This window comes from Vibrio sp. A11, assembly GCF_013048705.1.
Lineage (GTDB): Bacteria > Pseudomonadota > Gammaproteobacteria > Enterobacterales > Vibrionaceae > Vibrio > Vibrio metschnikovii.
The window spans coordinates 216,441-242,079 of sequence record NZ_VHSI01000004.1 but is presented as its reverse complement, the minus strand read 5'-3'; the positions used below and the strand labels follow the sequence as shown (position 1 = coordinate 242,079).

19 protein-coding genes are annotated in these 25,639 nt (G+C 44.4%); 10 read left to right on the top strand and 9 right to left on the bottom strand.

What is annotated here, in order from left to right:
* Positions 1–176: 176 nt before the first annotated feature.
* The 4 genes from pflB to FKQ60_RS06580 all read left to right on the top strand — a co-directional run bounded on the left by pflB (position 177) and on the right by FKQ60_RS06580 (position 5,375).
* Positions 177–2,453, top strand: a complete 2,277-nt coding sequence (gene pflB, locus FKQ60_RS06595; protein WP_004394941.1) for a formate C-acetyltransferase — start codon at positions 177–179, stop codon at positions 2,451–2,453.
* Between the two features lie 223 nt (positions 2,454–2,676).
* The gene (locus FKQ60_RS06590) at positions 2,677–3,669 is read left to right on the top strand and encodes a lipid A-modifier LpxR family protein (protein ID WP_004394940.1); all 993 of its coding nucleotides are present in this window, start codon (positions 2,677–2,679) and stop codon (positions 3,667–3,669) included.
* A gap of 190 nt (positions 3,670–3,859) precedes the next feature.
* Complete coding sequence (gene pflA, locus FKQ60_RS06585; protein ID WP_004394939.1) at positions 3,860–4,600, top strand: pyruvate formate lyase 1-activating protein; 741 nt, start codon at positions 3,860–3,862, stop codon at positions 4,598–4,600.
* A gap of 274 nt (positions 4,601–4,874) precedes the next feature.
* Positions 4,875–5,375, top strand: a complete 501-nt coding sequence (locus tag FKQ60_RS06580) for a YfbU family protein (RefSeq protein ID WP_004394938.1) — start codon at positions 4,875–4,877, stop codon at positions 5,373–5,375.
* 158 nt (positions 5,376–5,533) lie between these two features.
* On the opposite strand, the gene FKQ60_RS06575 is transcribed toward FKQ60_RS06580, so the two are convergent.
* Positions 5,534–6,217: a MipA/OmpV family protein gene (locus FKQ60_RS06575; RefSeq protein WP_237665945.1), complete on the bottom strand. Its 684-nt coding sequence runs from the start codon at positions 6,215–6,217 to the stop codon at positions 5,534–5,536.
* Between the two features lie 372 nt (positions 6,218–6,589).
* On the opposite strand from FKQ60_RS06575, the gene FKQ60_RS06570 reads away from it, so the two are divergent.
* The 3 genes from FKQ60_RS06570 to FKQ60_RS06560 all read left to right on the top strand — a co-directional run bounded on the left by FKQ60_RS06570 (position 6,590) and on the right by FKQ60_RS06560 (position 11,445).
* Positions 6,590–8,524, top strand: a complete 1,935-nt coding sequence (locus FKQ60_RS06570) for a PrkA family serine protein kinase (RefSeq protein WP_004394936.1) — start codon at positions 6,590–6,592, stop codon at positions 8,522–8,524.
* A gap of 107 nt (positions 8,525–8,631) precedes the next feature.
* Entirely contained in the window at positions 8,632–9,900 is a 1,269-nt protein-coding gene (locus FKQ60_RS06565) for a YeaH/YhbH family protein (RefSeq protein ID WP_040904203.1), read from the top strand.
* Between the two features lie 12 nt (positions 9,901–9,912).
* Entirely contained in the window at positions 9,913–11,445 is a 1,533-nt protein-coding gene (locus FKQ60_RS06560) for a SpoVR family protein (RefSeq protein ID WP_115152650.1), read from the top strand.
* 150 nt (positions 11,446–11,595) lie between these two features.
* Here the strand turns inward: FKQ60_RS06560 and kdsB are convergent, their stop codons facing one another.
* The 5 genes from kdsB to FKQ60_RS06535 are packed head-to-tail and all read right to left on the bottom strand — an operon-like array spanning position 11,596 to position 17,537.
* Complete coding sequence (gene kdsB / locus FKQ60_RS06555) at positions 11,596–12,342, bottom strand: 3-deoxy-manno-octulosonate cytidylyltransferase (protein WP_004394934.1); 747 nt, start codon at positions 12,340–12,342, stop codon at positions 11,596–11,598.
* Entirely contained in the window at positions 12,342–12,521 is a 180-nt protein-coding gene (locus tag FKQ60_RS06550) for a Trm112 family protein (protein WP_004394933.1), read from the bottom strand. Before FKQ60_RS06550 ends, kdsB begins: the two co-directional genes overlap by 1 nt.
* The gene (lpxK, locus tag FKQ60_RS06545; RefSeq protein ID WP_170906201.1) at positions 12,502–13,509 is read right to left on the bottom strand and encodes a tetraacyldisaccharide 4'-kinase; all 1,008 of its coding nucleotides are present in this window, start codon (positions 13,507–13,509) and stop codon (positions 12,502–12,504) included. The genes FKQ60_RS06550 and lpxK overlap by 20 nt, the downstream gene beginning before the upstream one ends.
* A gap of 3 nt (positions 13,510–13,512) precedes the next feature.
* A complete protein-coding gene (gene msbA, locus FKQ60_RS06540) occupies positions 13,513–15,261 on the bottom strand; it encodes a lipid A ABC transporter ATP-binding protein/permease MsbA (protein WP_004394931.1) in 1,749 nt (582 codons plus the stop codon).
* Positions 15,262–15,293: 32 nt separating this feature from the next.
* Positions 15,294–17,537 carry a DNA internalization-related competence protein ComEC/Rec2 gene (locus FKQ60_RS06535; RefSeq protein WP_004394930.1) on the bottom strand — a complete coding sequence of 748 codons (2,244 nt, stop codon included), beginning with the start codon at positions 17,535–17,537 and terminating at the stop codon, positions 15,294–15,296.
* A gap of 8 nt (positions 17,538–17,545) precedes the next feature.
* On the opposite strand from FKQ60_RS06535, the gene FKQ60_RS06530 reads away from it, so the two are divergent.
* Entirely contained in the window at positions 17,546–18,067 is a 522-nt protein-coding gene (locus tag FKQ60_RS06530; RefSeq protein WP_040904202.1) for a DUF2062 domain-containing protein, read from the top strand.
* 147 nt (positions 18,068–18,214) lie between these two features.
* Here FKQ60_RS06530 and lolE read toward each other — a convergent pair whose 3' ends face one another.
* Genes lolE through lolC form a run of 3 tightly spaced genes read right to left on the bottom strand, consistent with a single transcriptional unit; the run spans position 18,215 to position 21,346 of the window.
* The gene (gene lolE / locus FKQ60_RS06525; RefSeq protein WP_004394929.1) at positions 18,215–19,459 is read right to left on the bottom strand and encodes a lipoprotein-releasing ABC transporter permease subunit LolE; all 1,245 of its coding nucleotides are present in this window, start codon (positions 19,457–19,459) and stop codon (positions 18,215–18,217) included.
* Positions 19,459–20,145 (bottom strand): lipoprotein-releasing ABC transporter ATP-binding protein LolD, encoded by a 687-nt coding sequence (gene lolD, locus FKQ60_RS06520; RefSeq protein WP_004394928.1) that lies wholly within the window; start codon positions 20,143–20,145, stop codon positions 19,459–19,461. The genes lolE and lolD overlap by 1 nt, the downstream gene beginning before the upstream one ends.
* The gene (gene lolC, locus FKQ60_RS06515; protein ID WP_004394927.1) at positions 20,138–21,346 is read right to left on the bottom strand and encodes a lipoprotein-releasing ABC transporter permease subunit LolC; all 1,209 of its coding nucleotides are present in this window, start codon (positions 21,344–21,346) and stop codon (positions 20,138–20,140) included. The genes lolD and lolC overlap by 8 nt, the downstream gene beginning before the upstream one ends.
* 218 nt (positions 21,347–21,564) lie before the next feature.
* Here lolC and FKQ60_RS06510 point away from each other — a divergent pair, with 218 nt between their 5' ends.
* Together FKQ60_RS06510 and mfd are read left to right on the top strand one after the other, a co-directional pair.
* On the top strand, positions 21,565–22,134 hold the full coding sequence (locus FKQ60_RS06510) for a PilZ domain-containing protein (RefSeq protein WP_040904201.1): 570 nt from the start codon (positions 21,565–21,567) through the stop codon (positions 22,132–22,134).
* A gap of 14 nt (positions 22,135–22,148) precedes the next feature.
* Positions 22,149–25,610, top strand: a complete 3,462-nt coding sequence (gene mfd / locus FKQ60_RS06505) for a transcription-repair coupling factor (RefSeq protein WP_040904200.1) — start codon at positions 22,149–22,151, stop codon at positions 25,608–25,610.
* Positions 25,611–25,639 lie beyond the last annotated feature (29 nt).

The window sequence follows — 25,639 nt, the reverse complement described above, 5'->3', positions numbered from 1 at the left end:
TTACATTGGTTATTAAAGGGAACGAGTAATCCTATTTATACTCAAACAGATGAGTATATCGGTTTAACGATAAATAAGGTTATTCATAGAGTGTACTGCCTCTTGTGTGACACAAGATAGCTGGCTCAACGGCGAAACAGTACGTGTTTTTTCTACTATATAAAGGTAGGTATGTCATGGCAGAGCAATTTGCTAAAGCTTGGGAAGGTTTTGCTGCAGGTAACTGGCAAAATGAAGTTAACGTTCGTGATTTTATTCAAAAGAACTACACACCGTATGAAGGTGATGAATCTTTCCTAGTTTCTGAAGGTACTGAAGCAACCAATAAGCTTTGGGCACAAGTAATGGAAGGCATTAAACAGGAAAACGCAACTCATGCGCCTGTTGATTTTGACACTTCTGTTATCTCTACCATCACTGCTCACGATGCAGGTTACATTAACAAAGATCTAGAGACTATCGTTGGTCTTCAAACTGAGAAGCCTCTTAAGCGTGCACTGATCCCTAACGGTGGTATCCGTATGGTTGAAAGCTCATGCAAAGCCTACGATCGTGAGCTTGATCCTCAAGTTAAAAAAATCTATACCGAATACCGCAAAACGCACAATGCTGGCGTGTTCGATATTTACACTCCAGAAATCTTAGCCTGCCGTAAATCAGGGGTATTGACTGGTCTTCCTGATGCTTATGGCCGTGGTCGTATTATCGGTGACTATCGCCGCGTTGCGTTGTACGGTATTGACTTCTTAATGCAAGATAAACTGGCTCAGTTCACTTCGCTGCAAGAGAAATTTGAAAATGGCGAAGATCTGCATATGACCATGCAACTTCGTGAAGAAATTGCAGAGCAACACCGTGCGCTTGGCCAGATGAAAAAAATGGCAGCAAAATATGGTTTCGATATCTCTCGCCCAGCAGAGACCGCGCAAGAAGCCATTCAGTGGACTTACTTCGGCTACCTTGCCGCTGTTAAATCTCAAAACGGCGCAGCGATGTCTCTAGGTCGTACCTCTACGTTCCTTGACGTCTATATCGAACGCGATATGAAAGCAGGTAAAATCACTGAAGCTCAAGCTCAAGAGATGATTGACCATTTCGTGATGAAACTACGTATGGTTCGCTTCCTTCGTACCCCTGAATACGATGAACTCTTCTCTGGCGACCCAATTTGGGCAACCGAATCTATGGGTGGTATGGGTCTTGACGGCCGTACGCTAGTCACTCGTACTAACTTCCGTTTCCTAAACAGCCTATACACTATGGGACCATCTCCAGAGCCAAACATCACTGTGCTTTGGTCTGAAAAACTGCCTGATGGTTTCAAACGTTTCTGCGCCAAAGTATCGATCGATACTTCATCGATTCAGTACGAAAACGATGACTTGATGCGCCCAGACATGGACTCTGATGATTACGCAATCGCTTGTTGTGTATCGCCAATGATCGTCGGTAAACAAATGCAATTCTTTGGTGCTCGCGCTAACTTAGCGAAAACCATGCTTTACACCATTAACGGTGGTGTCGATGAGAAACTGAAAATCCAAGTCGGTCCTAAAATGGACAAGATCACTGGTGAGTATCTTGACTATGATGAGCTATGGGACAAGATGGACCACTTCATGGATTGGTTAGCTAAACAATATGTCACCTCATTGAACGCTATCCACTACATGCACGATAAGTACAGCTATGAAGCGGCACTTATGGCGCTGCATGACCGCGATGTACGCCGTACTATGGCTTGTGGTATTGCTGGTCTATCTGTTGCTGCCGACTCCTTGTCTGCCGTGAAATACGCGAAAGTGAAACCGATTCGTGATGAAGATGGTATTGCTATCGACTTCGAAATCGAGGGTGACTATCCTAAATTTGGTAACAATGACTCACGCGTTGATGATATTGCTTGCGAACTCGTTTCTGTGTTTATGAACAAAATTCGTAAACTAAAAACTTACCGTGATGCGATTCCGACTCAGTCTATCTTAACCATCACCTCTAACGTGGTTTATGGTAAGAAAACGGGTAACACACCTGATGGTCGTCGTGCTGGCGCGCCATTCGCTCCAGGTGCTAACCCAATGCACGGCCGTGATGAAAAAGGGGCGGTAGCTTCATTGACTTCGGTTGGTAAACTGCCATTTGCTGATGCAAAAGATGGGATTTCTTATACTTTCTCTATCGTGCCAAATGCACTAGGTAAAGATCAGGATTCACAACGTGCCAATCTTGCTGGTTTGATGGATGGTTACTTCCATCACGAATCAGGCATTGAAGGCGGTCAGCATTTGAACGTTAACGTGCTTAACCGTGACACGTTACTTGATGCGGTTAAACACCCAGAGAAATACCCACAGTTGACTATTCGTGTGTCTGGCTATGCGGTACGTTTTAACTCGTTAACGACAGAGCAACAGCAAGACGTTATCGCGCGTACGTTTACTGAATCACTGTAAGTTATTCGGACAATCGATCGATATTAATCAAAAACCTCGCTCTCTGAGCGAGGTTTTCTTTTGCATGGCATAAATCGTTGCAATATCACATCATCTATCGCTACATGAAAAAATCTGCTTACCTACTGAAAAATAAGCGTTACACTAGGGTCTAATGGATCTGAATGATAGGCATGCCCATCTCTGACCTACTCTTGTATTTACTACGGACAACGAAAAACGTATGGCTTTAACATTATTACGTGTACTCCCGCTGATTCTTTTTGCTCCATTTGTGTGGTCATCCACCCAATCGACCCTTTCCCTCAAAGTCGATAATGACGGTGTTTATGGCATGGATAGGGAATACACCAGTGGGCTTTTTCTTTCCTATACCTCAAGACCGATTACCCCCTATTGGTTTGCCAAGCCATTCAGTCTTTCACTCTGGGGAGCCTCAAGTATCGATAAATGGGAGGTGATGATTGGTCATAAAATGTGGACGCCTTCTGATATTGAGCAATATACCCCTGCCCCGAATGAACGTCCTTATGCGGGATTTTTACACAGCGAGTTTAATTACATCAGTTTACATCCCCAGCAAGCACAACGATTTAATCTAACGATAGGTACCACTGGAGATAGCGCGTTATCCGAACAAGCGCAAAAAATCGTTCACAGCATCACTAAGTCTGGCGATCCTAACGGCTGGGATTACCAAATAGACGATAAAATCGCCGGTAGTATTGGTTATCTTAGTCACTTCAATCTCTATCGCACCGCCTACGATCCGCACTATGCTTGGGAACTGTCTGCGATTGGCGAAGTGAACGTTGGTAATTTTCGCAGCGATATTTCCTCAGGTATGATGCTGCGCTGGGGGACTGATTTAGCGGCTAACTTTGGCAGTGCGCAAATTGATAGTGAAACTCCTTTTCGCGCAGGGATGATCGGGGCTTCGCGCTCCGCTTGGTTCGTTTTCGCAGGCCTCGAAGCACGTTATCGATTTAATGATTTAACCATTGAAGGAGATAGGCCATTAGATGGATTACCTCTACAGCCCAGTGCCTATCAGGTGACTCTAGAACCTTTGCAAGCGACCGCGGTACTTGGCGTGGTATGGTATGGACCTCATGTCGGCGCAAGTTTTACTTTAACCACAAGTAATGCTGAGTATAAAGAAAGTAAACACCGCACCCACGGCACTGGAGCACTGTCTTTATTTGCCTTTTTCTAAATTAAGATAGTGACTCTTACTGATTGAGGATTAAGCTTCACCTTACTGATCTTAATCCTCTTTGGTACTTTAACACCCCGTCCTCAGTACAAAACTCATCCAACAACACTTAACTTACCCGAAGAAATCCTATTTAAACCCTACCTTTTGTAATAAAATAGTCGGTAAATTCAGCAAATGAGAGCAACTTATGTCTACTACTGGTCGTATCCATTCATTTGAGTCTTGCGGTACAGTTGATGGCCCCGGTATTCGATTTATCCTCTTTCTGCAAGGTTGCTTATTTCGTTGTAAGTATTGCCATAACCGAGATACATGGGATACCCATTCAGGTAAAGAAGTCTCTGTTGAAGAGATCATCAAAGAAGCGAAATCTTATCGACATTTTATGAACGCTTCAGGCGGCGGGATCACCTGCTCCGGTGGTGAATCGATGCTCCAACCTGAATTTGTACGAGATGTCTTTCGCGCGGCTAAAGCCGAAGGGATCCACACTTGCCTTGATACCAACGGTTATATCCGTAAATACACCCCGGTGATTGATGAAGTCTTGGACGTCACTGATTTAGTGCTACTGGATATTAAACAAATCAAAGATGATGTTCATCAAGACTTAATCGGGGTATCCAATAAACGTACGTTAGATTTTGCACGCTATCTACACACGATTGGCAAAGCAACTTGGCTGCGTTATGTGGTCGTTCCGGGTTATACAGATGATGAAGAATCGGCCCATCTACTCGGACAATTTATTCAAGAGATGGATAATATTGAAAAAATTGAGTTATTGCCTTACCACAAGTTAGGCGCTCATAAATGGGAAGCGATGGGAGAAACTTATCCTTTAGAAGGTGTGAATCCGCCCAGTAAAGAAACCATGGATAAGATTGTTGATGTGCTAATGCAATATCATCACAACGTAAAATACTAAGCTTCCCTTCTGCAAATCCAACACCAGCATATGGCTGGTGTTTTGCTTTTGATTGACTCATTCACCTATCGGCTATAACACCCAGAAGCTAACGACACAGAAATAAACGTGCTAGAATTGTCGATAATTTACTCGGTTAAGATTAAATCTGTGTTGAGATCATGTTTCACAATCACCCATTGCTGTTAACCTAATCTTAAGCAAATTTATACCCAAAATACTTGGCAGTTCAGGTAGGAAGGGAATACCAACATCGATTACAGTGAGGTCAATAATGGAAATGACTAATGCACAACGTCTGATCCTATCTAATCAATACGTTTTAATGTCCCAGCTTGATCCGGCCAACGCCGAACAATATAAACGGCTACAAACGATTATTGAACGGGGTTATGAATTACAAATGACTGAGCTCAATAAAGAATTTGGGGCAATTTCTGAAGCGCAATGCCGAGAAGTGATCGATGTCATGGAAATGTATCATGCCATGCAAGAGTCATACAAAATGCTCGATAGCAAATTGAGTAGTGACGTTGATGCTCGTCGCTTGAATTTTCTTGGTTATGATAGTGCCTCTGAAGCTCAACTGGTCAACTACGTGCGTTTTCTAATCAATACTGAAGGTTTATATCCTCAATTTGAACGGGGTGAGCACCACTTCAACAGCCAAGTGGCTATGGGTGAAAAATACCGACGCATGTTAACCACATGGCGAAATTGCCCAAGGCAATATCACTTATCAGCCAACGAACTCAACAAAATTATTAACGCTTAGTCCTGATACAAAAATAGAGAGGGTTTGTAAGCTCTCTCTATATCAATATATTAATCCTTGTATACCAATCCTTATTACTGTCCATTACATCATACCTTTCGATGCTGATATAATTTGAGATAACATCATTTTAAGCACAGCAAAAACTCACTCTACGATTAAAATAGGTAAACCACACCAAGGGTGCCCACGGTTGATGAATCACGGCCAATCACAGGGCTGGAAGAAATATCACTATCGAGATTGGTATAACGAAGACCGCCTGATATTCTAACATGCTGAGAAACCGACCAATAAGCCATCGCGCCAATAAAGTACTGCCCACTCCAACCAGCGTTGTATTGTTCTAAGCCACTACTCAGCGACTCTTGAGCTGACACACCATAAAAATGGTTATTGAGCTTATCAGAATTATAAGCATAACCCACCGAAGGCGTGATGCCCCAACGTTCAAAACGCAATGGGAAACGCCAAGCCACTTCTGCATAAACACCATCATGTCGCCCTGCGATATCCGAGCCAATCGTTGCTTCCCATAAACCCACTACCGTACGATGTTGATAGCTCGCCCCTCCTAAAATCGTTGACTTACGTTTATTGAGCTGGCGTATCTGTGGATCATCAGAATCATTAGGCTGTAATGTGCGAGGATCATAAGCCAACCGCAAGATTAGGTTTTGCTGAGAACGAATCGGCAACAGGCGATATCCCGCATCAAAACCACGAAAAAAGAGATGCTCGCCTTCATAACCAATGATGGGGATCACGGTACGGTTGGAGGGCGTATCTTTATAAACGGCAGGCGAATAGGCGGCAGCGACACCCACTGACCATTGAGACATTTCAGCGTTAACATACCAAGGTGTAAATAGTATCGTTAACCCACTAATGGTTTTGACTATCGAATCTCTCATTCCTCACCTATTTTATCGATTATATTGCAAAGATAACCATCATAGAAGTTCCCCTTAAGAGAAACAATCTTTGTTGTTCAATCACTTCTTGCCACTTTGCTTTGTTAATAATCATAAGACTGATAGCAACAATTCATCAGCACAATACTTCTTAGCCAGAGACGTAATTTACGTCACGATTTGTAAATAAATACATAATCTTTAAGCAAAATCATCAATTGCGATCTAGGCTTAACGTATTAGGGATTTGTGTGTTTAAGCGGTTGTATGTCGAAGAGACATTTTTAGAGGGGAACTACCATGAGTATTTTTAACCACTTTCAGGCACGCTATGAAGCAGCCAAGGATGAAGAGATATCGATTCAAACGTTTTTGGATCTCTGTAAGGAAGACAAAAGCGCTTATGCTAACGCGGCAGAACGCTTATTGCTGGCAATTGGCCAACCTGAATTGGTCGATACTGGCAAAGATCCTCGTTTGAGTCGGCTCTTTTCTAACCGAGTCATTTCACGTTATAAACCGTTCCAAGACTTCTATGGCATGGAAGAAGCGATTGAACAAATTGTTTCTTATCTTAAGCATGCAGCGCAAGGCTTAGAAGAACGGAAACAGATTCTTTATCTACTCGGCCCTGTCGGTGGTGGTAAGTCATCGATTGCTGAAAAACTCAAAGCATTAATGCAGCAATGCCCGATCTACGTATTATCAGCGAATGGTCAGCGCAGCCCGGTCAATGACCACCCATTCTGCTTGTTTGATGTCAATGAAGATGGCGACTTGCTCAAGCAAGAATACGGGATTGAAAAGCGCTATTTGCGCTCCATCATGTCACCTTGGGCAGCAAAACGTCTGCATGAATTTGGTGGCGATATCACGAAGTTTAAAGTCGTTAAAGTCCGACCTTCTATCTTAGACCAAATTGCGATTGCCAAAACAGAGCCGGGCGATGAAAACAACCAAGATATCTCATCGCTGGTCGGTAAAGTGGATATCCGTAAGCTAGAGCACTACTCACAAGATGATCCCGATGCCTACAGCTACTCTGGGGCACTCTGTCGAGCCAACCAAGGCTTAATGGAGTTCGTCGAGATGTTTAAAGCACCGATCAAAGTGCTTCACCCACTGCTTACTGCGACTCAAGAAGGCAACTACAACGGTACCGAAGGGCTCTCCGCCCTACCCTTTGACGGCATGATCCTCGCTCACTCCAACGAATCAGAGTGGCAGACATTCCGCAATAATAAAAACAATGAAGCGTTTTTGGATCGAGTTTATATCGTGAAGGTGCCTTATTGCTTACGCGTCTCTGAAGAAGTTAAAATTTACGAAAAACTGCTTGAGCACAGTGAACTGACCAAAGCGCCACGTGCACCAAGTACACTTGAGTTACTGGCTCAATTTAGTGTGTTATCGCGACTAAAAGTGCCAGAAAACTCGTCCATTTTCTCTAAAATGCGCGTTTATGATGGTGAAACACTGAAAGATACTGATCCGAAAGCGAAAAGCTATCAAGAATACCGTGATTATGCTGGCGTTGATGAAGGCATGTCCGGTCTCTCGACTCGTTTTGCCTTTAAAATACTCTCACGAGTATTCAACTTTGACCAATCAGAAGTCGCTGCAAACCCCGTACACCTGTTTTATGTTATCGAACAACAGATTGAACGCGAGCAGTTCCCGCAAGAGGTTGCTGAGCGTTACCTAGAATTTGTCAAAGGCTATCTGGTTCCGCGTTATGTCGAGTTTATTGGCAAAGAAATTCAAACCGCTTATTTAGAATCTTATTCTGAATACGGTCAGAATATTTTCGACCGTTACGTCACTTATGCTGATTTCTGGATTCAAGATCAAGAGTATCGTGATCCAGAAACTGGCCAACTGTTTGATCGCTCAGCGCTTAACAGTGAGCTAGAGAAGATCGAAAAAACGGCAGGGATCAGCAATCCGAAAGATTTCCGTAACGAAATCGTTAACTTTGTACTTCGAGCTCGGGCTAACAATAGTGGTAAAAACCCAGTTTGGACGAGCTATGAAAAACTGCGCACGGTTATTGAGAAGAAAATGTTCTCCAATACTGAAGAATTACTGCCAGTTATCTCTTTCAATGCCAAAACCTCATCGGAAGATCAGAAAAAACACGACGATTTTGTCGCCCGCATGATGGAGAAAGGTTATACCGAGAAACAAGTTCGATTACTGTCTGAATGGTATTTACGCGTGCGTAAATCCTCTTAGCAAGCCCTTGGTTGCGACTCTGACCCAGAGATTCTGGGTCAGAAGCTAACTTGCCAAAGCGTATGAGTAGTTAGAACTCATCGAGTGACGTTTAGAGGGAGAATCTCATGGCGCAATTTATCGACAGAAGGTTGAACGGCAAGAACAAAAGCGCCGTTAATCGGCAGCGCTTCTTACGCCGTTATAAAGAACAAATTAAAGAGTCCGTTGCGGATGCGGTTAATCGCCGATCCATAACCAATACGGAGTCTGGAGAAGATGTGGCGATTCCTCATCGAGATATTAAAGAGCCCATTTTCCATCAAGGTAAAGGCGGCGTTCGCGAACGCGTTCACCCTGGTAATGATCAATACATACGTGGTGATAAAGTAGAACGGCCAAAAGGTGGTCAAGGTGGTGGTTCAGGCGAAGGGGATGCCAGTCAAGACGGTGAAGGCGAAGACGATTTTGTATTTCAAATATCCAAAGATGAATATTTGGATATCTTGTTTGAAGATTTAGCATTACCTAACCTGAAGAAAAATCAAGTCAACAAAATTAAAGAGTGGAAAACCCATCGCGCAGGCTTCCAAACTGCTGGCGTTCCCGCCAACATTGCGATTGTCCGCTCTTTACAACAATCGCTTGCCCGACGCACGGCGATGACATCAGGCAAGCGGCGCCTTATGCATGAGCTTGAGCAAGAGCTGGAAAATATTCGCAACTCTGAGCCAGCGCAACTACTCGAAGAGAGACGTTTAAAAGAAGAAATAGCTGAACTACGCCGGAAAATAGACAGTGTACCGTTTATCGATACGTTTGATTTACGTTTTAAAAATTACGAAAAACGCCCGATCCCTTCTAGCCAAGCGGTAATGTTTTGCTTAATGGATGTGTCAGGGTCGATGGATCAGCCCACTAAAGATATCGCAAAACGATTTTATGTCTTGCTCTATCTGTTTTTAACTCGCACCTATGAAAATGTTGAAGTGGTGTTTATTCGCCACCACACCCAAGCCAAAGAAGTGGACGAACACGAATTTTTCTATTCACAGGAAACTGGCGGAACGATTGTCTCTAGTGCATTAAAATTAATGCATGACATTATTCAACAACGTTACCCTCTCGGTGAGTGGAATATTTATGGCGCACAAGCCTCCGATGGCGATAACTGGGCTGACGATTCGCCTCGCTGTAAAGAGTTACTGGCGAACAAACTGCTGCCTGAATGCCAGTATTATGCTTACATCGAAATTACGCGTCGTTCTCATCAAACCTTGTGGCACGAGTACGAAAAACTATCCGAAAGCTTTGATCACTTCGCCATGAAGAATATTCGTAGTGTGGACGATATTTTCCCTGTGTTTAGGGAGCTATTCCATAAGGAAACGGCATAAGGGGATAAGACTATGACAGTCAAAACAGCCACCACGCAAAAGCGTAAGAAAAAAAACAAACGTCTGGCTGATGGTCCAGATTGGACTTTTGATCTTTTGCATCAATACCACCAAGAAATTAAACGTGTTGCCGAGCATTATCGGTTAGATACCTACCCTAATCAGATTGAGGTGATCACTTCTGAGCAAATGATGGATGCCTACTCCAGTATTGGCATGCCGATCAATTATAACCATTGGTCATTTGGTAAAAAGTTTATTCATACTGAGAAAAACTATAAGCACGGTCAAATGGGGTTAGCCTATGAAATTGTGATTAATTCAGATCCCTGTATTGCTTACTTGATGGAAGAAAATACCGTCACTATGCAGGCTTTGGTCATGGCTCATGCCTGTTACGGACATAACTCCTTTTTTAAAGGAAACTATTTATTTCAAACCTGGACTGACGCCAGTTCTATTATCGATTATCTACTGTTTGCTAAAAACTATTTAGCCAAATGTGAAGAAAAGTATGGGGTCACCGAAGTCGAGCAACTATTGGACTCATGCCATGCGTTAATGAACTACGGCGTCGATCGTTATAAGCGACCAGAAAAAATTTCGATTGCTGAAGAAAAAGCACGCCAAGAAGAACGCGAAGCTTATTTACAATCACAGGTTAATGCCTTGTGGCGAACCGTGCCTAAAAAAGCCAAGGAAGCCGAGTTACAACGACGTTTTCCTTCTGAACCACAAGAAAACATTTTGTATTTCATTGAAAAACATGCGCCTCTTCTAGAGTCTTGGCAGCGTGAAGTCGTGCGTATCGTGCGTAAAATCAGCCAATATTTTTACCCACAAAAACAAACGCAAGTCATGAATGAAGGTTGGGCCACTTTCTGGCATTACACAATTCTGAATCATCTTTACGACGAAGGGCTACTGTCCGATAAATTTATGCTCGAATTTTTACATAGCCACAGTAGTGTGGTGATGCAGCCTGCGTATAACAGCCGTTACTACAGTGGTATTAACCCGTACGCGCTTGGGTTTGCGATGTTTCGAGACATAAAGCGAATTTGTGAAGAGCCAACGGATGAAGATAGACACTGGTTCCCTGAACTCGTCGATACCAACTGGCTGGATGCCGTGCACTTTGCTATGCATAACTTTAAAGACGAAAGTTTTATTAGCCAATATTTGTCACCAAAGCTTATCCGTGACTTTAAATTGTTCGCCATTTCTGACGATGATCATAAAAACTTCATTGAAATCAGTGCGATTCATGATGAGCTGGGATATCGCCAAATTCGTGAAAAGCTCGCGGCACAATATAACTTGAGCAATTTAGAACCCAACATTCAAGTTTACAATGTCGATGTTCGGGGTGATCGCTCATTGACGCTGCAATATGTGCCTCACGATCGAATTCCACTCGATCCAAGCTACGATGAGGTGCTCAAACATATGCATCGTCTGTGGGGCTTTGAAGTGAAATTAGAAGAACGTAAAGATAACGGTAAACACGAGCTACTTGCCACTTGTCCAAAGAAAAACGATTAACATCACGCTTTACATAACGTTAAACAGAGTATCAATAAATAAGCCCCATCAACCGATGGGGCGATGGGGCTTATTGTTTAATACGGCTGATATATCTCAATCTCTTGGAACTACGACTTACAATGGGAAAAGTGTACCCATGTTCGACATTTATTCGATAAGTTTACGCACCGCCGCTAAATCCTCAGGCGTATCAACACCGGCTGGCGGCGCTTCGAGCGCAACAGCCACATGAATTTTTTCGCCGTACCACAGTACACGCAGTTGCTCTAGATTTTCGATTTTCTCTAACACACTGGGCGACCAGTGTATGTAGGTATTGATAAACCCGGCTCGGTAAGCATAAATACCAATATGGCGCATTAATGGCTGAGTAATCGCCTTCGGTTCAAGAATAAAGTTATCGCGGTCCCATGGAATAGTCGCGCGACTAAAGTACAACGCATACCCATGTTGATCAGTCACTACTTTAACGGCGTTAGGATTGAAAACCTCTTGTGGATCATCAATTTCAACCGCTAAAGTCGCCATTGGCGCTTGGCTTGACGCTAAGTTTTCCGCGACTTGACGAATAATCACTGGCGGGATGAGGGGTTCATCCCCTTGTACATTAACGATGATATGATCATCGTCAATCCCCATTAAAGCAATCACTTCGGCTAAACGTTCCGTACCAGATTGATGTTCGGTTGACGTCATGCATACTGATCCGCCAAAACTGAGGACCGCTTGCTCGACTCGACTATCATCGGTAGCAACAATTACCCGCTCAGCGCCTGCTTGCTGCGCTTGCTCATAAACCCACTGAATCATTGGCTTACCGCCAATATCAGCCAACGGCTTACCTGGCAAGCGAGTTGATTGGTAGCGGGCCGGAATGATAACCGTAAAAGACATTAGCGTCCCTCATCCATGGTCATACTTCTCGCTTCAGGTTCGAGCAGTACTGGAATACCTTCTTTTATTGGATAAGCCAGACGATCTAATTTACAAATCAGCTCTTGGTTACTTTTATCGTAAGTCAACTTCCCCTTGCATACGGGACAAGCCACAATTTCAAGCAGACGGTGGTCCATAATGTTCCATAACCTCTTTAATTTTATCTAATATGCACTGTTGATCAGTTGGTGAAATCTCGGCCGATACGGGTAAATACCACCAGTTTTTTGCTGCAAAATCTGTACACTTAACGGCATCTTTCTCTGTCATGATCACGTTATCACCTTGGCTGGCTAATTCGCGCAATGTCGTTTCATCAAATGCTTGATGATCAGCAAAATCATGGGTAAGAATCAGTGATGCACCGAGTTGATGTAACGTATTAAAAAAGCGAGCCGGATGGCCAATGCCAGCCCAAGCCACTAAACGGCTCAGGGCAGCAACATCAATGCGCTCTCCGCTGATGACATTAACCGCTAAGCTGGGTTTGAGTGTCATGGCAAGTTCACCCATAACCGGTTCTCCGCCATTATTGATCACAAAGTCGACTTGCTGTAAACGCTCGACAGGTTCACGTAATGGCCCCAACGGAAGCAGTTGTTGGTTACCAAAGCGACGGACTCCATCAACAACCGCAAATTCAATATCTCGTTCCAACGCATAGTGCTGTAAACCATCATCGGTAACAATAAGATCAACCCCTTGGCTGAGCAATGCTTGAACCGCATGCGCACGTATTGGGTCAACGGCCACTGGAGCACCTGTACGTTGATAAATCAGCTTAGGCTCATCACCACATTCGGTCGGTAAGGTATGGTCAGTAACCAATAACGGATATTGAGCCGCCTTACCTCCGTATCCTCTTGAAACCACGCCCGGTCGATAGCCTTGACGTTGCAGTAACTCAACGAGCCAAACCACAACGGGAGTTTTACCATTACCACCAGCGGTAATGTTACCGACGACGAGCACTGGCACTGGCGCTCGGTAACGCGCTTTTTTACCGGACAAAAAGGCATGCCGGCGACGAGTACTGATCAGATAAAACAGTCGACTCAATGGCCACAAAAGTGGCCAAAGCAAAAAATAGAGCGGATGGCGTCCAAACCACAATTTGTCTATCACGGATTAATCGCCAAACTGAATACGATGCAATTGCGCATAAGCACCATTTTGTTTGATGAGATCAGCATGATTTCCGCGCTCAATGATCTCACCGTCATCAACCACTAAAATTTGATCAGCTTGTTCAATCGTTGAAAGTCGGTGAGCAATCACTAATACGGTTTTATTTTTCTGTAATTCGTCAAGCGCGGCTTGAATAGCTCTTTCTGATTCAGTATCCAATGCTGAAGTTGCTTCATCCAAAATAAGGACCGGAGCATCACGCAGCAGAGCGCGAGCAATCGCAATACGCTGACGTTGGCCACCAGAGAGACTGGCTCCGTTCTCGCCAATTATCGTATCTAAACCTTGTGGTAAATGTTGTATAAAGTCCATCGCATGGGCTAAGCGAGCAGCCTCTTCTATTTGCTCACGGCTGTATTGCTCTTGTGCAGCGTAAGCGATGTTATTGGCGATGGTGTCATTAAATAAATGAACATTTTGCGAGACTAAAGCAAAATGTTGCCGCAAATTGCTCAGCGTGTAATCACGAATATCGTGGTCATCAAGGTAGATGGCACCGGAATCGACGTCATAAAAACGGGTAAATAAATTAGCAATGGTTGATTTGCCCGAACCAGAACGTCCGACGAGTGCAACGGTTTTGCCTTGAGGAATGGTAAAACTCACATGCGATAATGCCGGTTTTTCTTTACCTTGATAAGTGAAAGAGACATCTTTTACGGCAATATCACCACGCACTTTATCTGTCACAAACTTACCATTATCGCGCTCAGTTTCCAGGTCCATTAACGCAAATAACGTTTGTGTTGCGGCCATACCTCGTTGAAACTCTGAAGTTACGTTGGTCAAAGCCTTTAAAGGGCGCATCAAACCAAACATCGCCGAGAAAATAACCGTGAAGGTACCAGGCGTTAAATCTGCACGAATAGAATCAACGCTAGCTAAGAATAAGACCGTCACCAAGGCTAATGAAGCAATCATTTGAATCACAGGGTCGGCTACTGCTTGAGCCGAGACTAACTTCATGGTCTGTTGGCGCATTTGATTGCTAACTTTATCAAAGCGTTTACGCTCAACCTCTTGTCCACCATAGCTTAAAACCACCTTATGGCCTTTAAGCATCTGTTCTGCCGACGAAGTGACATGGCCCATGGTTGTTTGCATATTTTTGGAGATTTTTCGAAAGCGTTTAGAGACCACTCGAATGCCAATCGCAACAATCGGAGCAACCACAATTAAAACTAGAGAGAGTTGCCAACTGTTCCAGAACATCAAGGTTAATAAACCAATGATACTGGCCCCTTCACGAACAATACTGACCATTGCTCGACTCGTCGCTCCTGCAACCTGTTCAGAATCATAAGTAATTCGCGATAATAAACCACCGGTTGACTCACGATCGAAAAAACTCACCGGCATATGCATAAACTGATTAAAAATCCGCCTACGCATCAGCATCACTACATTGCCAGATACCCAACTTAAACAGTAAGCAGAAACGAAGCCGCTACAGCCACGAATAAACATCAGACCAAGAATAATGAAGGGTAAGATCTGCAAAAAATTAGAGTCTGTACCACCAAAGCCTTCATCTAATAGCGGCTTTAGTAAGGAGATCATGTAGGTATCAGAGATCGCATTGATCACTAAAGCGATGGTCGCCAGCACCAATCCGACTTTATAAAGACGGATGTAAGTCCAAAGACGTTTAAAGGTTTGCCAAGTTGTTTCGTCAGAATTGAGTGACATAAAGCTGCTTTATCGATATTACAAAATTGACCTTATTCTACCTCTTTACGTAGCATCTGCCTATACCAAGGCGTGATTCGACCACCGCGTAAAGTGAAAAGCTGACGTTGAGATCCTTGGTAACGGAGTGTTATTTGTCCGACTTCTCCCGTATCAAGCCACGGAATGTCTAAAGATTGATAACGTGCGAGAACATCTGGATGAGGTAATTGCCATCGATGACCTTTCGCCAATGAGGCAATCGCCAACTGTGGATTGACCTTTGCTATAAACGCTTGTGTAGAAGACGTTTGACTCCCGTGATGAGGAACCACCAAAACATCACTTTCTAATAACGCATCCCGACTGAGTAACCACTCACCAATCGCCGTTACATCACCGGTCAACAACACACTATGCCCATATTGCTGATCAACCATACGAACCACACAAGAATGAGGGTTATCAGCGCGATCAACTAAACGGGGTGGCCACACAACTTCAAAAGTCAATTCTTGCCATTGCCAGAATTCACCTTGAATACACGGAGAGAAATGTTCATTGCGGTAACTAGCGCGAATCCAAGCTGGTTTTAGCCGCGAGTGAATATCGACTAATCCTCCCGCATGATCATTATCACTATGGCTAATGATCACGCCATCAAGAGCATGTACTCCTCCACGTCGAGTTAATAACGGAATAATCAGTGATGTCGCTACACTGCCCTCATCCCAACTACTCCCTGTATCGTATAAAACATAACGTCCGTTACGCTCAATGATCATCGCCAAGCCATGCCCAACATCCAACATATCCACTTGCCAGTAGGCCTTCGGTTGTATTGTTAGCCAAGTGGCGCTAAAGAGTAACCCAATCGCAATAAGAGATCGCGCTGTCAACAGTGACCGTAACATCATCACTAAAAATAAGGCCAACAAACTATATTGCCACGTTTGGTTAACCGGTAACCAGCTATGTTCAGCAAAGCCTAACGACCAGCTAAACGGCATTAAAGCCGCCTCAACCCAAGTCCAAAGCCACTGGACCTGATCGGCCATCAACACATTGCCGCACAAGACAATAAACAGTAAGGGAACAACCACAAAGCTGAACCAAGGAATAAACACGAGATTATAAAGCGCGGAATAAAGGCTAACGCCAGAGAAGAAGTAAGCCGTCACCGGAGCCATTAACATCACTAACAATAGATGGCCAGCAAGCACTTTCTTCCATAGCGGCCATCGACTATCGATGACGGAGACTTGGTAAATGACAAAGCTGACCGCTAAAAAAGACAACCAAAAACTTGTGCTTAATGAAGCGAAGGGATCCAAAGCCAATATCACAGCTAACGTTAATAATACCCGTTGAATAGCGGTCACTCGAACATTAAACATTACTAATAGAATATTTAACCAACACATCATCAATGCTCGCTGAGTCGGTAGCGTAAAACCTGCCAGCCAAGCATAACCAAGTGCAAACAATCCACCGCAAACAAAAGGTAGCCATAAGCCCTTTCTCAAAAGGCGGCTACACATCCCCCCCAACAAATAGCCAAAACCAAATGCCATACCGATGTGTAATCCCGAGATCGCAGTGAGATGGATTAAACCGCTATTACGTAATTCCAACCACTGCTGTTCAGTAATCCCGCTACGCTCACCAAAAGTGAGGGCTAAAATAAAGCCTTGAACCTCGCTGGATCGCGTTCGTTGCTCAATCTGTTGAAAAAATATCGCCCGCAAACTTGAACTGGGGATGATTTGATAAGCTGTATTGGGACGAACGGTCGCTTGTGCGCTCCAGCCTTGACTCAGAAAAAAGGCTTCTTGATCAAACCCGACTTCATTCAATCGCCCATAAATCGGCTTCGCCTGTACCACAAATTGAGCATGATCACCCAATTGTAAGGCGATCGGGGAATTTAAACGTACCGTGGGAGACAAAAATCGGGGTAAAGATTGACCATTGATTGATCTCACTACAAAAGAACCACTAAAACCGTAGCGATGAGCAGTAAAAAAGCTGTCAGCGACACCTTTTATGGTAATATCTGTCGCAAATTGTAAGATATTATTGGACTGTGCGGTTACTTTATTTCCGTGTGTTATTATCAACACTAAGGCCAGTGTAATTCCGATGCATCCCCTGCCTCGGCGTGTCACGAGACTCATCATCAACACAACAACAATGCCAATGATAATAGGCCATTTGGGCATCCAAGGCCAAAATGGGGCAGAGAGTATCGTTAACGAGAACGAAGCCAACGTCCAGTAATTCGATAAGAGAGCCATGTTTCCTTATGCCAAGAAAGTTTATTAAACGTTTTATGCCTGATCACGCTGTTATTAAGCGTCAAAAGGCATTACAAATTTTTGGCTCTGTCCTCTACAACCCGAATCTGTGGTGTTTAAATCGACGCTCTGCTGCTGGTGCGTTTGCTGTCGGTTTATTTATGGCCTTCGTACCACTACCTAGCCAAATGATCATGTCTGCTGGCGTAGCGATTATTTGTGGCGTGAACTTACCCCTTGCTGTTGCCTTGGTGTGGATAACCAACCCGATCACTATGCCATTTATCTTTTATTTCTCTTATAAAGTTGGCGCTTGGTTAATGAGTACTCCGCCGCAACCTTTTCATTTTGAATTAACGTGGGAATTTCTTCACCATCAGATGCACACCATTGGTCCACCCTTTTTGTTGGGTAGTTTAGTCTGTGGTATTGTCGCTGGCTTATTAGGTTACTTTGGTATTCGAGGTTTATGGCGCTATTCCGTTGTACGGAGCTGGCAAAAACGTCGCGTGACCAATACGATAAAATAAACCATATTGATTTTGTTCGTGACTGTGCAGCTCTAGCGAATCATCGTGCGAGTGATACAACATTTTTCTAGGTAACCAGCAGTATACAAAAGATGAAAAAGGACCATTAGGTCCTTTTTCTTTTTATTAACGAAGAGAATAACGGGGTTATTTACTGCTTAGAACCGCCGCAGGATGCAAACGGCTGGCGCGAGAAGCTGGATACCACGTCGCCAGTAAACTCAAAATAATCGCGGTACTCGAAACCAGTAATACATCTGACCATTCAAGTTGAGAAGGAAGGAAATCGACAAAATAAATATCCCCTGAAAGAAATTGATGGCCTAACAAAGTTTCTAAACTATGAATAATCGGTGTCAAATTTAGTGCCATAAACACCCCAACAATGCTGCCCAATAGACTGCCCATAACACCAGAAAATACCCCTTGCCAGACGAAAATGCGTTTAATTAAGCGATCATTCGCACCCATCGTGCGCAAAATGGCAATATCGGCAGCGCGATCTTTAACGGCCATCATTAAGGTAGAAACAATATTAAAGCTCGCGACCCCAATCACCAATACCATGACTAGATACATGATGGTTCGCACCATTTCAATATCACGATATAAAAAGCCATATTTTTGCTGCCAACTACGCAAATAGACATACTCTTCTAGTGTATTACCCACTTCACGAACAATTTGATTGGCTTTGAGGACATCGGAAACTTTAATCGACACCCCCGTGACTTTGTCGTTTAAATTGCTGTATTGCTGAGCGTCTTCTAAAGGTAACAGCGCGAGGTTATGATCAATTTGACCATTTAATTCCAGCAACCCCGCAACCTTTACCCGCACTCTTTTCGGGGCTTGGACCGCTTGCCCAGTATGACTACTTGGGATCAGCAAAGTGATCCAATCCCCCACTGCGGCTTGTAGTTGATCGGCAACACCTTTGCCTAAAATGACTTGCTGTTGAGCCGGAACAAAAGCTTCCCATACTCCTGGGGTAACATAATCAGCCAGTCGAGATACGGCACGCTCTCTTTGCGTATCCACCCCTCGTACTTCTATGGCTTTTAACTGCGCACCTCGCTCGACCAATGCGGTAAACTTCACGTATGGTGCCGCCGCTTGGACTTGAGGATGCTGAGTCGATTTTTGGACGATATCTGGCCAGTGTTCGATTGGCCCACGTACCCCTTCAAACTCGCCATGAGGAATAACCGACAATACACGTTGTTGCAGCTCTCTCTCGAAGCCATTCATCGCCGATAAACCAATAATGATCACCGCAACCCCAACGGCAATACCGAGTGTCGAAGATAAAGCGATAAACGACACCAGCTTATTACGCTGCTTAGCACGACTAAACCGTGCGCCAATCACTAGCGCCAAATCTGCAAACATTATGCCTCCGCAACGTTGAGCAATAGGCCATCTTGCATATGCAGTTGTCGATCCATTTTCGCTGCCAATTCGCCATCATGAGTCACCACTAAAAAAGCCGTATTAAACTCACGATTCAATTCACGCATCAAATCATAAATCGCCAGTGCCGTAGTGTGGTCTAAATTGCCAGTAGGCTCATCTGCGAGCACTAAATCCGGTCGATTGACCAACGCTCTAGCAATCGCAACACGCTGCCGCTCTCCACCCGATAACTCTGAAGGACGATGTTGCAAACGGTGACCGAGGCCGACTCGCGCCAACAAAGCCTGAGCCGAGCGTTTTGCTTCGCTGGCTTTTTTACCACCAATTAATAGTGGCATCGCTACGTTTTCGAGCGCGGTAAAATCAGCAAGTAAATGATGAAATTGATACACAAACCCGAGATGTTGATTACGTATTTTGGCTTGTTTATTCGAACTCATTTGATGTAATGGCTGGCCAAGAAATTCAACTTCGCCACTACTCGCTTCATCCAGCGCGCCAAGGATATGCAATAAAGTACTTTTTCCTGAACCAGAAGAGCCAATGATCGAGACCAGATCACCAGGTTGCATCGAAAAACTTACCCCTTTCAAGACTTGAGTCTGCAACTCACCTTCTTGATAGATTTTATAAAGCTGCTGACAGCGTAAAAGATCATTCATAACGTAAAGCCTCAGCGGGTTTAACTCTAGATGCGCGATAAGAAGGAAATAAGGTGGCTAAAAAGCTAAGCAATATTGCCAGCAATACGACAACCACAATTTGTATCGGGTTGATCAACACGGGCAACTCTCCGCCTAATGAAAACAGTGCGACGCCTAACGTGTTCATGATGCTATTCAAGTTCGCTGCCAGCAGAGCGCCCAACACTCCACCGACAACCGATCCAATTACACCACTGCTCGCGCCTTGCACCATAAAAATGGCCAAAACTTGTTGATCGGTCATGCCTTGGGTTTTTAAAATCGCAACTTCCGCCTGCTTTTCCATCACCACCATGATTAGGGCGGCGATAATATTAAACGCCGCGACTCCAACAATCAGTCCCAGCATTAGGCCCATGATGTTTTTTTCCATTCTGACCGCCTGAAATAACTCACCACGTTGTTCACGCCAATCGCTCCAATACCAACCATCCGGCAAAGAAGTCGTTGACAACGTCGCCACATCAAAAGGATCGGCCATAAAGAGTCGCCAGCCAGAAATCGTCTGATCGTCGAAACGCAGTAAGCGACCCGCATCTCGTAGATGAGTGATCATCAGTTGCCCATCAACATCTGAGCCAGTATTAAACAGTCCGGCCACCGTGAAATTGCGTTGGCTAGGAATACGTCCTAAAGGCGTAAATTGACTGGCGCGAGTCACCATTAAGCGAACCGTATCGCCAACGGAAACATTGAGATCACGAGCCAGAGTGTGACCTAAGAAAATATGATAGGCACCAGGTTGTAAATCGCTTAATCGACCAGCAATCAGATAATCGGCGATCGGGTCGTCAGCTTGCGGCGCAATACCGACCAATAAACCCGCCGATAATTGCCACGAGCTTTGCACCACCGCTTCGCTTCTTACCATCGGTTGTGGCGCTTTGTAAGTGGATAACTCTCTAATAAAATCGGGGGCTTGTGCTTGCCATTGGGTTTTTTCCTGCGCTTGTCCGATCACCGCTTGCGGCAAAACCCCCAAAATACGGTTTTTCAACTGCGATTCAAAACCATTCATCACCGACAATACCGTCACTAAAGCCATCACACCAATCGTGATCCCAGCGGTCGACATATAAGAGACAAATCGACTAAACCGATCACCTGAACGTCCGCGTAAATAACGTAAACCGATAAATATCGAAATAGGATGAAACATAATACAAACCAAAGCCATAATAGGCCGCTACTGTAACGAGAATCTGTCCAAGGTTGTAGTTTTTCTTTGCCAAATCTTTGTTAAACACCGTTATCACTCAAAGGTAATGGCGATAATTTATTCGTAATCACTCTGATTGATTTACAACAAAACTCTCACTTTGCTTGATTACTGATTCTTTATGACGATAATCAACAAAGGTGAGAAGGAAACCCAATATGACTGACCAAGACTTTTTTTCGGTATACCACGCACTGACAATTAACATCGAGCCGTTAGCGGCTAACTTTCGTTTGCCTTCTCAGATCGATTTTGAGGCGGAAATCCCCGCACCTTTTGTTGTGGCCAGTGAGTTTAGTCAACTTGATCAATTAAATGATGCTGCGCGGCTCGAACTCAAAAACAGCGATTTTAAACACGTTATCCAACTGCTAGAAACGCAGAATTCTAAGCTGAATCTATTACTGAGCTTTATGCTCGCCCAACAAGATGATCCCGCTCAACGTGCCTCAACCTTGTCGTTCGGTGCCAGTCAATTTACTTATCGAGCCAGAGACGCGCTCGTACTAGGTACACCACTACGCATTAAATTATTCCTAGAGCATCCCGCAGCAGCGATTTATTGTTATGGCGAAGTTATCGATTGTGAAACGGATCCCGACTCCACGATTATTAGCGTCAGATACACTCTCCTGCGTGATAATGACCAAGACCTACTCATTAAAGCTGCGCTTCATTGCCAACAGAAACTGTTGCGTCAACGCTCTTTAGATCGAGAAAAACCATAACGACCCACTCAATAATGATGACAAAAACTGTATTAACACTCCCACATCTGCGTGGTGCTGGGGATAAGAAACAACTGGGCAATTTACCCGGTGCCAGTCTCGCGCTAACCATCGCTGAATTCGCTAATCGTCACTCAAGCCACACCTTGTTGGCAGTACCCGATCCACAGACAGCATTAAAACTGGTTCAAGAGCTAGAGCAATTCAGTCAAGCTCCGGTCGGCTTATTTCCTGATTGGGAAACCTTACCCTACGATAATTTTTCACCTCATCAAGAGATTATTTCTGATCGCATCGCTCGCTTATATCAGTTGCCCTCTTTAGGAACTGGGATCACTGTTGTCCCGGTCAGTACCTTGTTACAACGCCAGACGCCACGTGATTTCTTACTTCAACACACCTTGATGGTCAAACAAGGGGATCGGTTCTCTTTAGCCAAATTACGCGTTCAGTTAGAAAACTCCGGTTATCGTCATGTAGATCAGGTGTTTGGGCCGGGAGAATACGCCAGTCGTGGGTCGATCCTGGATCTCTTCCCTATGGGCAGTGATTCCCCTTATCGAATTGATTTTTTTGATGATGAAATTGACACGATTCGAATTTTTGACCCAGAAAATCAACGTTCTATTCAGCAAATCGATCAAATTCGTCTACTTCCTGCTCATGAATTTCCGACCACCGAGCAAGCCATAGAAGCATTTCGTGCCCGTTTTCGGCAACGATTTGATGCCCGTCGTGAGCCTGAATCTATCTATATGCAGGTTTCTAAAGGCACATGGCCTGCGGGGATTGAATATTGGCAACCGCTATTTTTTGAACATACCGAAACACTGTTTGATTATCTCCCGGATCATAGTCAATTAATTTTATTAGGTCAGGTTGAAAGCGCCATTGACCAATTTCTCGCTGATGTCGCGTATCGTTATGATCAACGGAATATAGATCCGTTACGCCCATTGCTAGCGCCTGACGAATTGTGGTTAAAAAAAGACGATTTATTCGCACGCGCCAAAGATTTTGCTCAGTTACAACTGTCCATCGACCCGATTCAAGAAAAGGCTGGTAGAAGTAACTTAGCCATTACCGCACTGCCTGATTTAGCGATTCAACAGCAAAATAAAGAACCCCTCGCCGCCTTACGTCAATTTAGCGAGCAATTTACCGGTAAGATTATTTTCTCGGTTGAGTCTGAAGGACGACGCGAAGCGCTACTCGAGCTATTACAGCGAATTAAGTTACGCCCTACCGCATTCGCTTCTTTTGATGACGCTTGGCAAAGTTCAGAGCGATTGGCTTTGGTGATCGGCGCTGCCGAACGTGGTGCGATTTTCACTGATCCATCTCTCGCCTTGATTTGTGAAGCCGATTTACTCGGAGCACGGGTGGTTCAACGTCGAAAGAAAGAACGTAAATCCACCAATAGTGATGCGGTGATCCGCCATCTTGCCGAGTTAAAACCGGGACAGCCCGTAGTGCATATCGACCATGGTATTGGACGTTACTTAGGCTTACAAACCCTCGAAGCAGGAGGCATTACTACCGAATACGTTACGCTTGAATATCAAAATGAAGCCAAGCTGTATGTTCCCGTTTCATCACTGAACTTAATTAGCCGTTATTCCGGAGGTGCAGAAGAATCCGCGCCACTCCATAAACTGGGAGGAGAAAGCTGGGTTAAAGCACGCAAGAAAGCGGCGGAAAAAGTCCGCGATGTCGCTGCCGAACTGCTTGATGTCTACGCTAAACGCGAACTGAAACCAGGGTATCGCTTCCGTTTGGATCGTGACCAATACGCCACCTTTAAAGCCACCTTTCCCTTTGAAGAAACCGACGATCAAGCCATGGCGATCAATGCGGTACTGTCGGACATGTGTCAAGCCAAAGCGATGGATAGACTTGTGTGCGGCGATGTTGGTTTCGGTAAAACTGAGGTCGCGATGCGCGCCGCTTTTGTTTGTACCGATAACAATAAACAAGTGGCTATTTTAGTACCCACAACTTTATTGGCTCAGCAACATTTTGAAAATTTCCGCGACCGTTTTGCCAATTTACCGATCCGTGTCGAGGTGCTATCACGCTTTAAATCAGCCAAAGAGCAAAAGCAGATCATGCAAGATGTCGCCGAAGGGAAAGTCGATATTGTCGTGGGAACACACAAGCTCCTCTCCAGTGATCTCATCTTTGCCGATTTAGGGCTATTAATCGTTGATGAAGAACACCGCTTTGGGGTTCGTCAGAAAGAAAAAGTCAAAGCCATGCGTGCCGATGTAGATATTTTAACGTTAACGGCCACACCGATTCCACGCACACTGAATATGGCAATGAGTGGTATGCGCGATTTATCGATCATTGCAACACCGCCTGCTCGACGCTTAGCGATTAAAACCTTTGTCCGTCAACATGAAGACAGTGTTGTTCGAGAATCGGTTCTAAGGGAGATCATGCGTGGTGGTCAAGTTTACTTTTTACACAACCAAGTCGAAAGCATCGAGAAAGTTGCTGCCGATTTGGAAGCGCTTATCCCTGAAGCTCGTGTCACCGTCGCCCACGGACAATTACGTGAGCGTGAACTCGAACAAATCATGAATGATTTTTATCATCAGCGTTACAACGTACTGGTGTGTACCACTATCATTGAAACGGGGATAGATGTACCCACCGCCAATACCATTATCATTAATCGCGCCGATACTCTTGGATTGGCTCAATTACACCAATTACGCGGACGAGTAGGTCGCTCTCACCACCAGGCGTATGCTTATTTATTAACACCGCATCCTAAAGCGATGACCAAAGATGCGATTAAACGCTTAGAGGCCATTGCTTCGCTTGAAGATCTCGGCGCAGGATTTACCTTAGCAACCCACGACTTAGAAATTCGCGGAGCGGGTGAGTTACTCGGCGATGAGCAGAGTGGTCAGATCCAATCGATTGGTTTTAGCTTATATATGGAGATGCTAGAACAAGCGGTTGAAGCCTTAAAATCGGGTAAAGAGCCATCATTGGATGATCTACTGCGTGAACAAAGTGAAGTCGAGCTACGAATCCCAGCTCTGCTGCCTGATGATTATATCCCTGATATCAACAGCCGTTTATCACTCTATAAACAAATCGCCAGTGTCGCCGATGATACTGAATTGGCTGAACTTAAAGTCGAATTAATCGATCGATTTGGTAAACTGCCGGATGCGGCCTTGAATCTGTTGACTATTGCCCAACTGAAGCTCAACGCCGCCGCACTGAAAATTCGTAAAATCGAAGCGCATGAAAAAGGCGGGTATATTGAGTTCTACCCTAACGCTGACATTAACCCGATGTTTTTGGTTAAACTACTTCATGCACAACCGAAACAATTTGCGATGGAAGGTCCGACTAAATTGAAGTTTATCCTTCCACTGGTTGATAGAAGAGAAAGAATTCAATTTGTTACAGACATGCTGCAAGAATTCCAGCACAATCTACTACCTGCTGCCTAATATGGTAGGCTCAATAGAATCAAATACGT

Excerpts from the sequence above, each read along its gene's own strand:
- pflB (WP_004394941.1), top strand. The coding sequence starts at position 177 with ATGGCAGAGCAATTTGCTAAAGCTTGGGAAGGTTTTGCTGCAGGTAAC.
- FKQ60_RS06590 (WP_004394940.1), top strand. The coding sequence starts at position 2,677 with ATGGCTTTAACATTATTACGTGTACTCCCGCTGATTCTTTTTGCTCCA.
- pflA (WP_004394939.1), top strand. The coding sequence starts at position 3,860 with ATGTCTACTACTGGTCGTATCCATTCATTTGAGTCTTGCGGTACAGTT.
- FKQ60_RS06580 (WP_004394938.1), top strand. The coding sequence starts at position 4,875 with ATGGAAATGACTAATGCACAACGTCTGATCCTATCTAATCAATACGTT.
- FKQ60_RS06575 (WP_237665945.1), bottom strand. The coding sequence starts at position 6,217 with ATGTCTCAATGGTCAGTGGGTGTCGCTGCCGCCTATTCGCCTGCCGTT.
- FKQ60_RS06570 (WP_004394936.1), top strand. The coding sequence starts at position 6,590 with ATGAGTATTTTTAACCACTTTCAGGCACGCTATGAAGCAGCCAAGGAT.
- FKQ60_RS06565 (WP_040904203.1), top strand. The coding sequence starts at position 8,632 with ATGGCGCAATTTATCGACAGAAGGTTGAACGGCAAGAACAAAAGCGCC.
- FKQ60_RS06560 (WP_115152650.1), top strand. The coding sequence starts at position 9,913 with ATGACAGTCAAAACAGCCACCACGCAAAAGCGTAAGAAAAAAAACAAA.
- kdsB (WP_004394934.1), bottom strand. The coding sequence starts at position 12,342 with ATGTCTTTTACGGTTATCATTCCGGCCCGCTACCAATCAACTCGCTTG.
- FKQ60_RS06550 (WP_004394933.1), bottom strand. The coding sequence starts at position 12,521 with ATGGACCACCGTCTGCTTGAAATTGTGGCTTGTCCCGTATGCAAGGGG.
- msbA (WP_004394931.1), bottom strand. The coding sequence starts at position 15,261 with ATGTCACTCAATTCTGACGAAACAACTTGGCAAACCTTTAAACGTCTT.
- FKQ60_RS06535 (WP_004394930.1), bottom strand. The coding sequence starts at position 17,537 with ATGGCTCTCTTATCGAATTACTGGACGTTGGCTTCGTTCTCGTTAACG.
- FKQ60_RS06530 (WP_040904202.1), top strand. The coding sequence starts at position 17,546 with ATGCCAAGAAAGTTTATTAAACGTTTTATGCCTGATCACGCTGTTATT.
- lolE (WP_004394929.1), bottom strand. The coding sequence starts at position 19,459 with ATGTTTGCAGATTTGGCGCTAGTGATTGGCGCACGGTTTAGTCGTGCT.
- lolD (WP_004394928.1), bottom strand. The coding sequence starts at position 20,145 with ATGAATGATCTTTTACGCTGTCAGCAGCTTTATAAAATCTATCAAGAA.
- lolC (WP_004394927.1), bottom strand. The coding sequence starts at position 21,346 with ATGTTTCATCCTATTTCGATATTTATCGGTTTACGTTATTTACGCGGA.
- FKQ60_RS06510 (WP_040904201.1), top strand. The coding sequence starts at position 21,565 with ATGACTGACCAAGACTTTTTTTCGGTATACCACGCACTGACAATTAAC.
- mfd (WP_040904200.1), top strand. The coding sequence starts at position 22,149 with ATGATGACAAAAACTGTATTAACACTCCCACATCTGCGTGGTGCTGGG.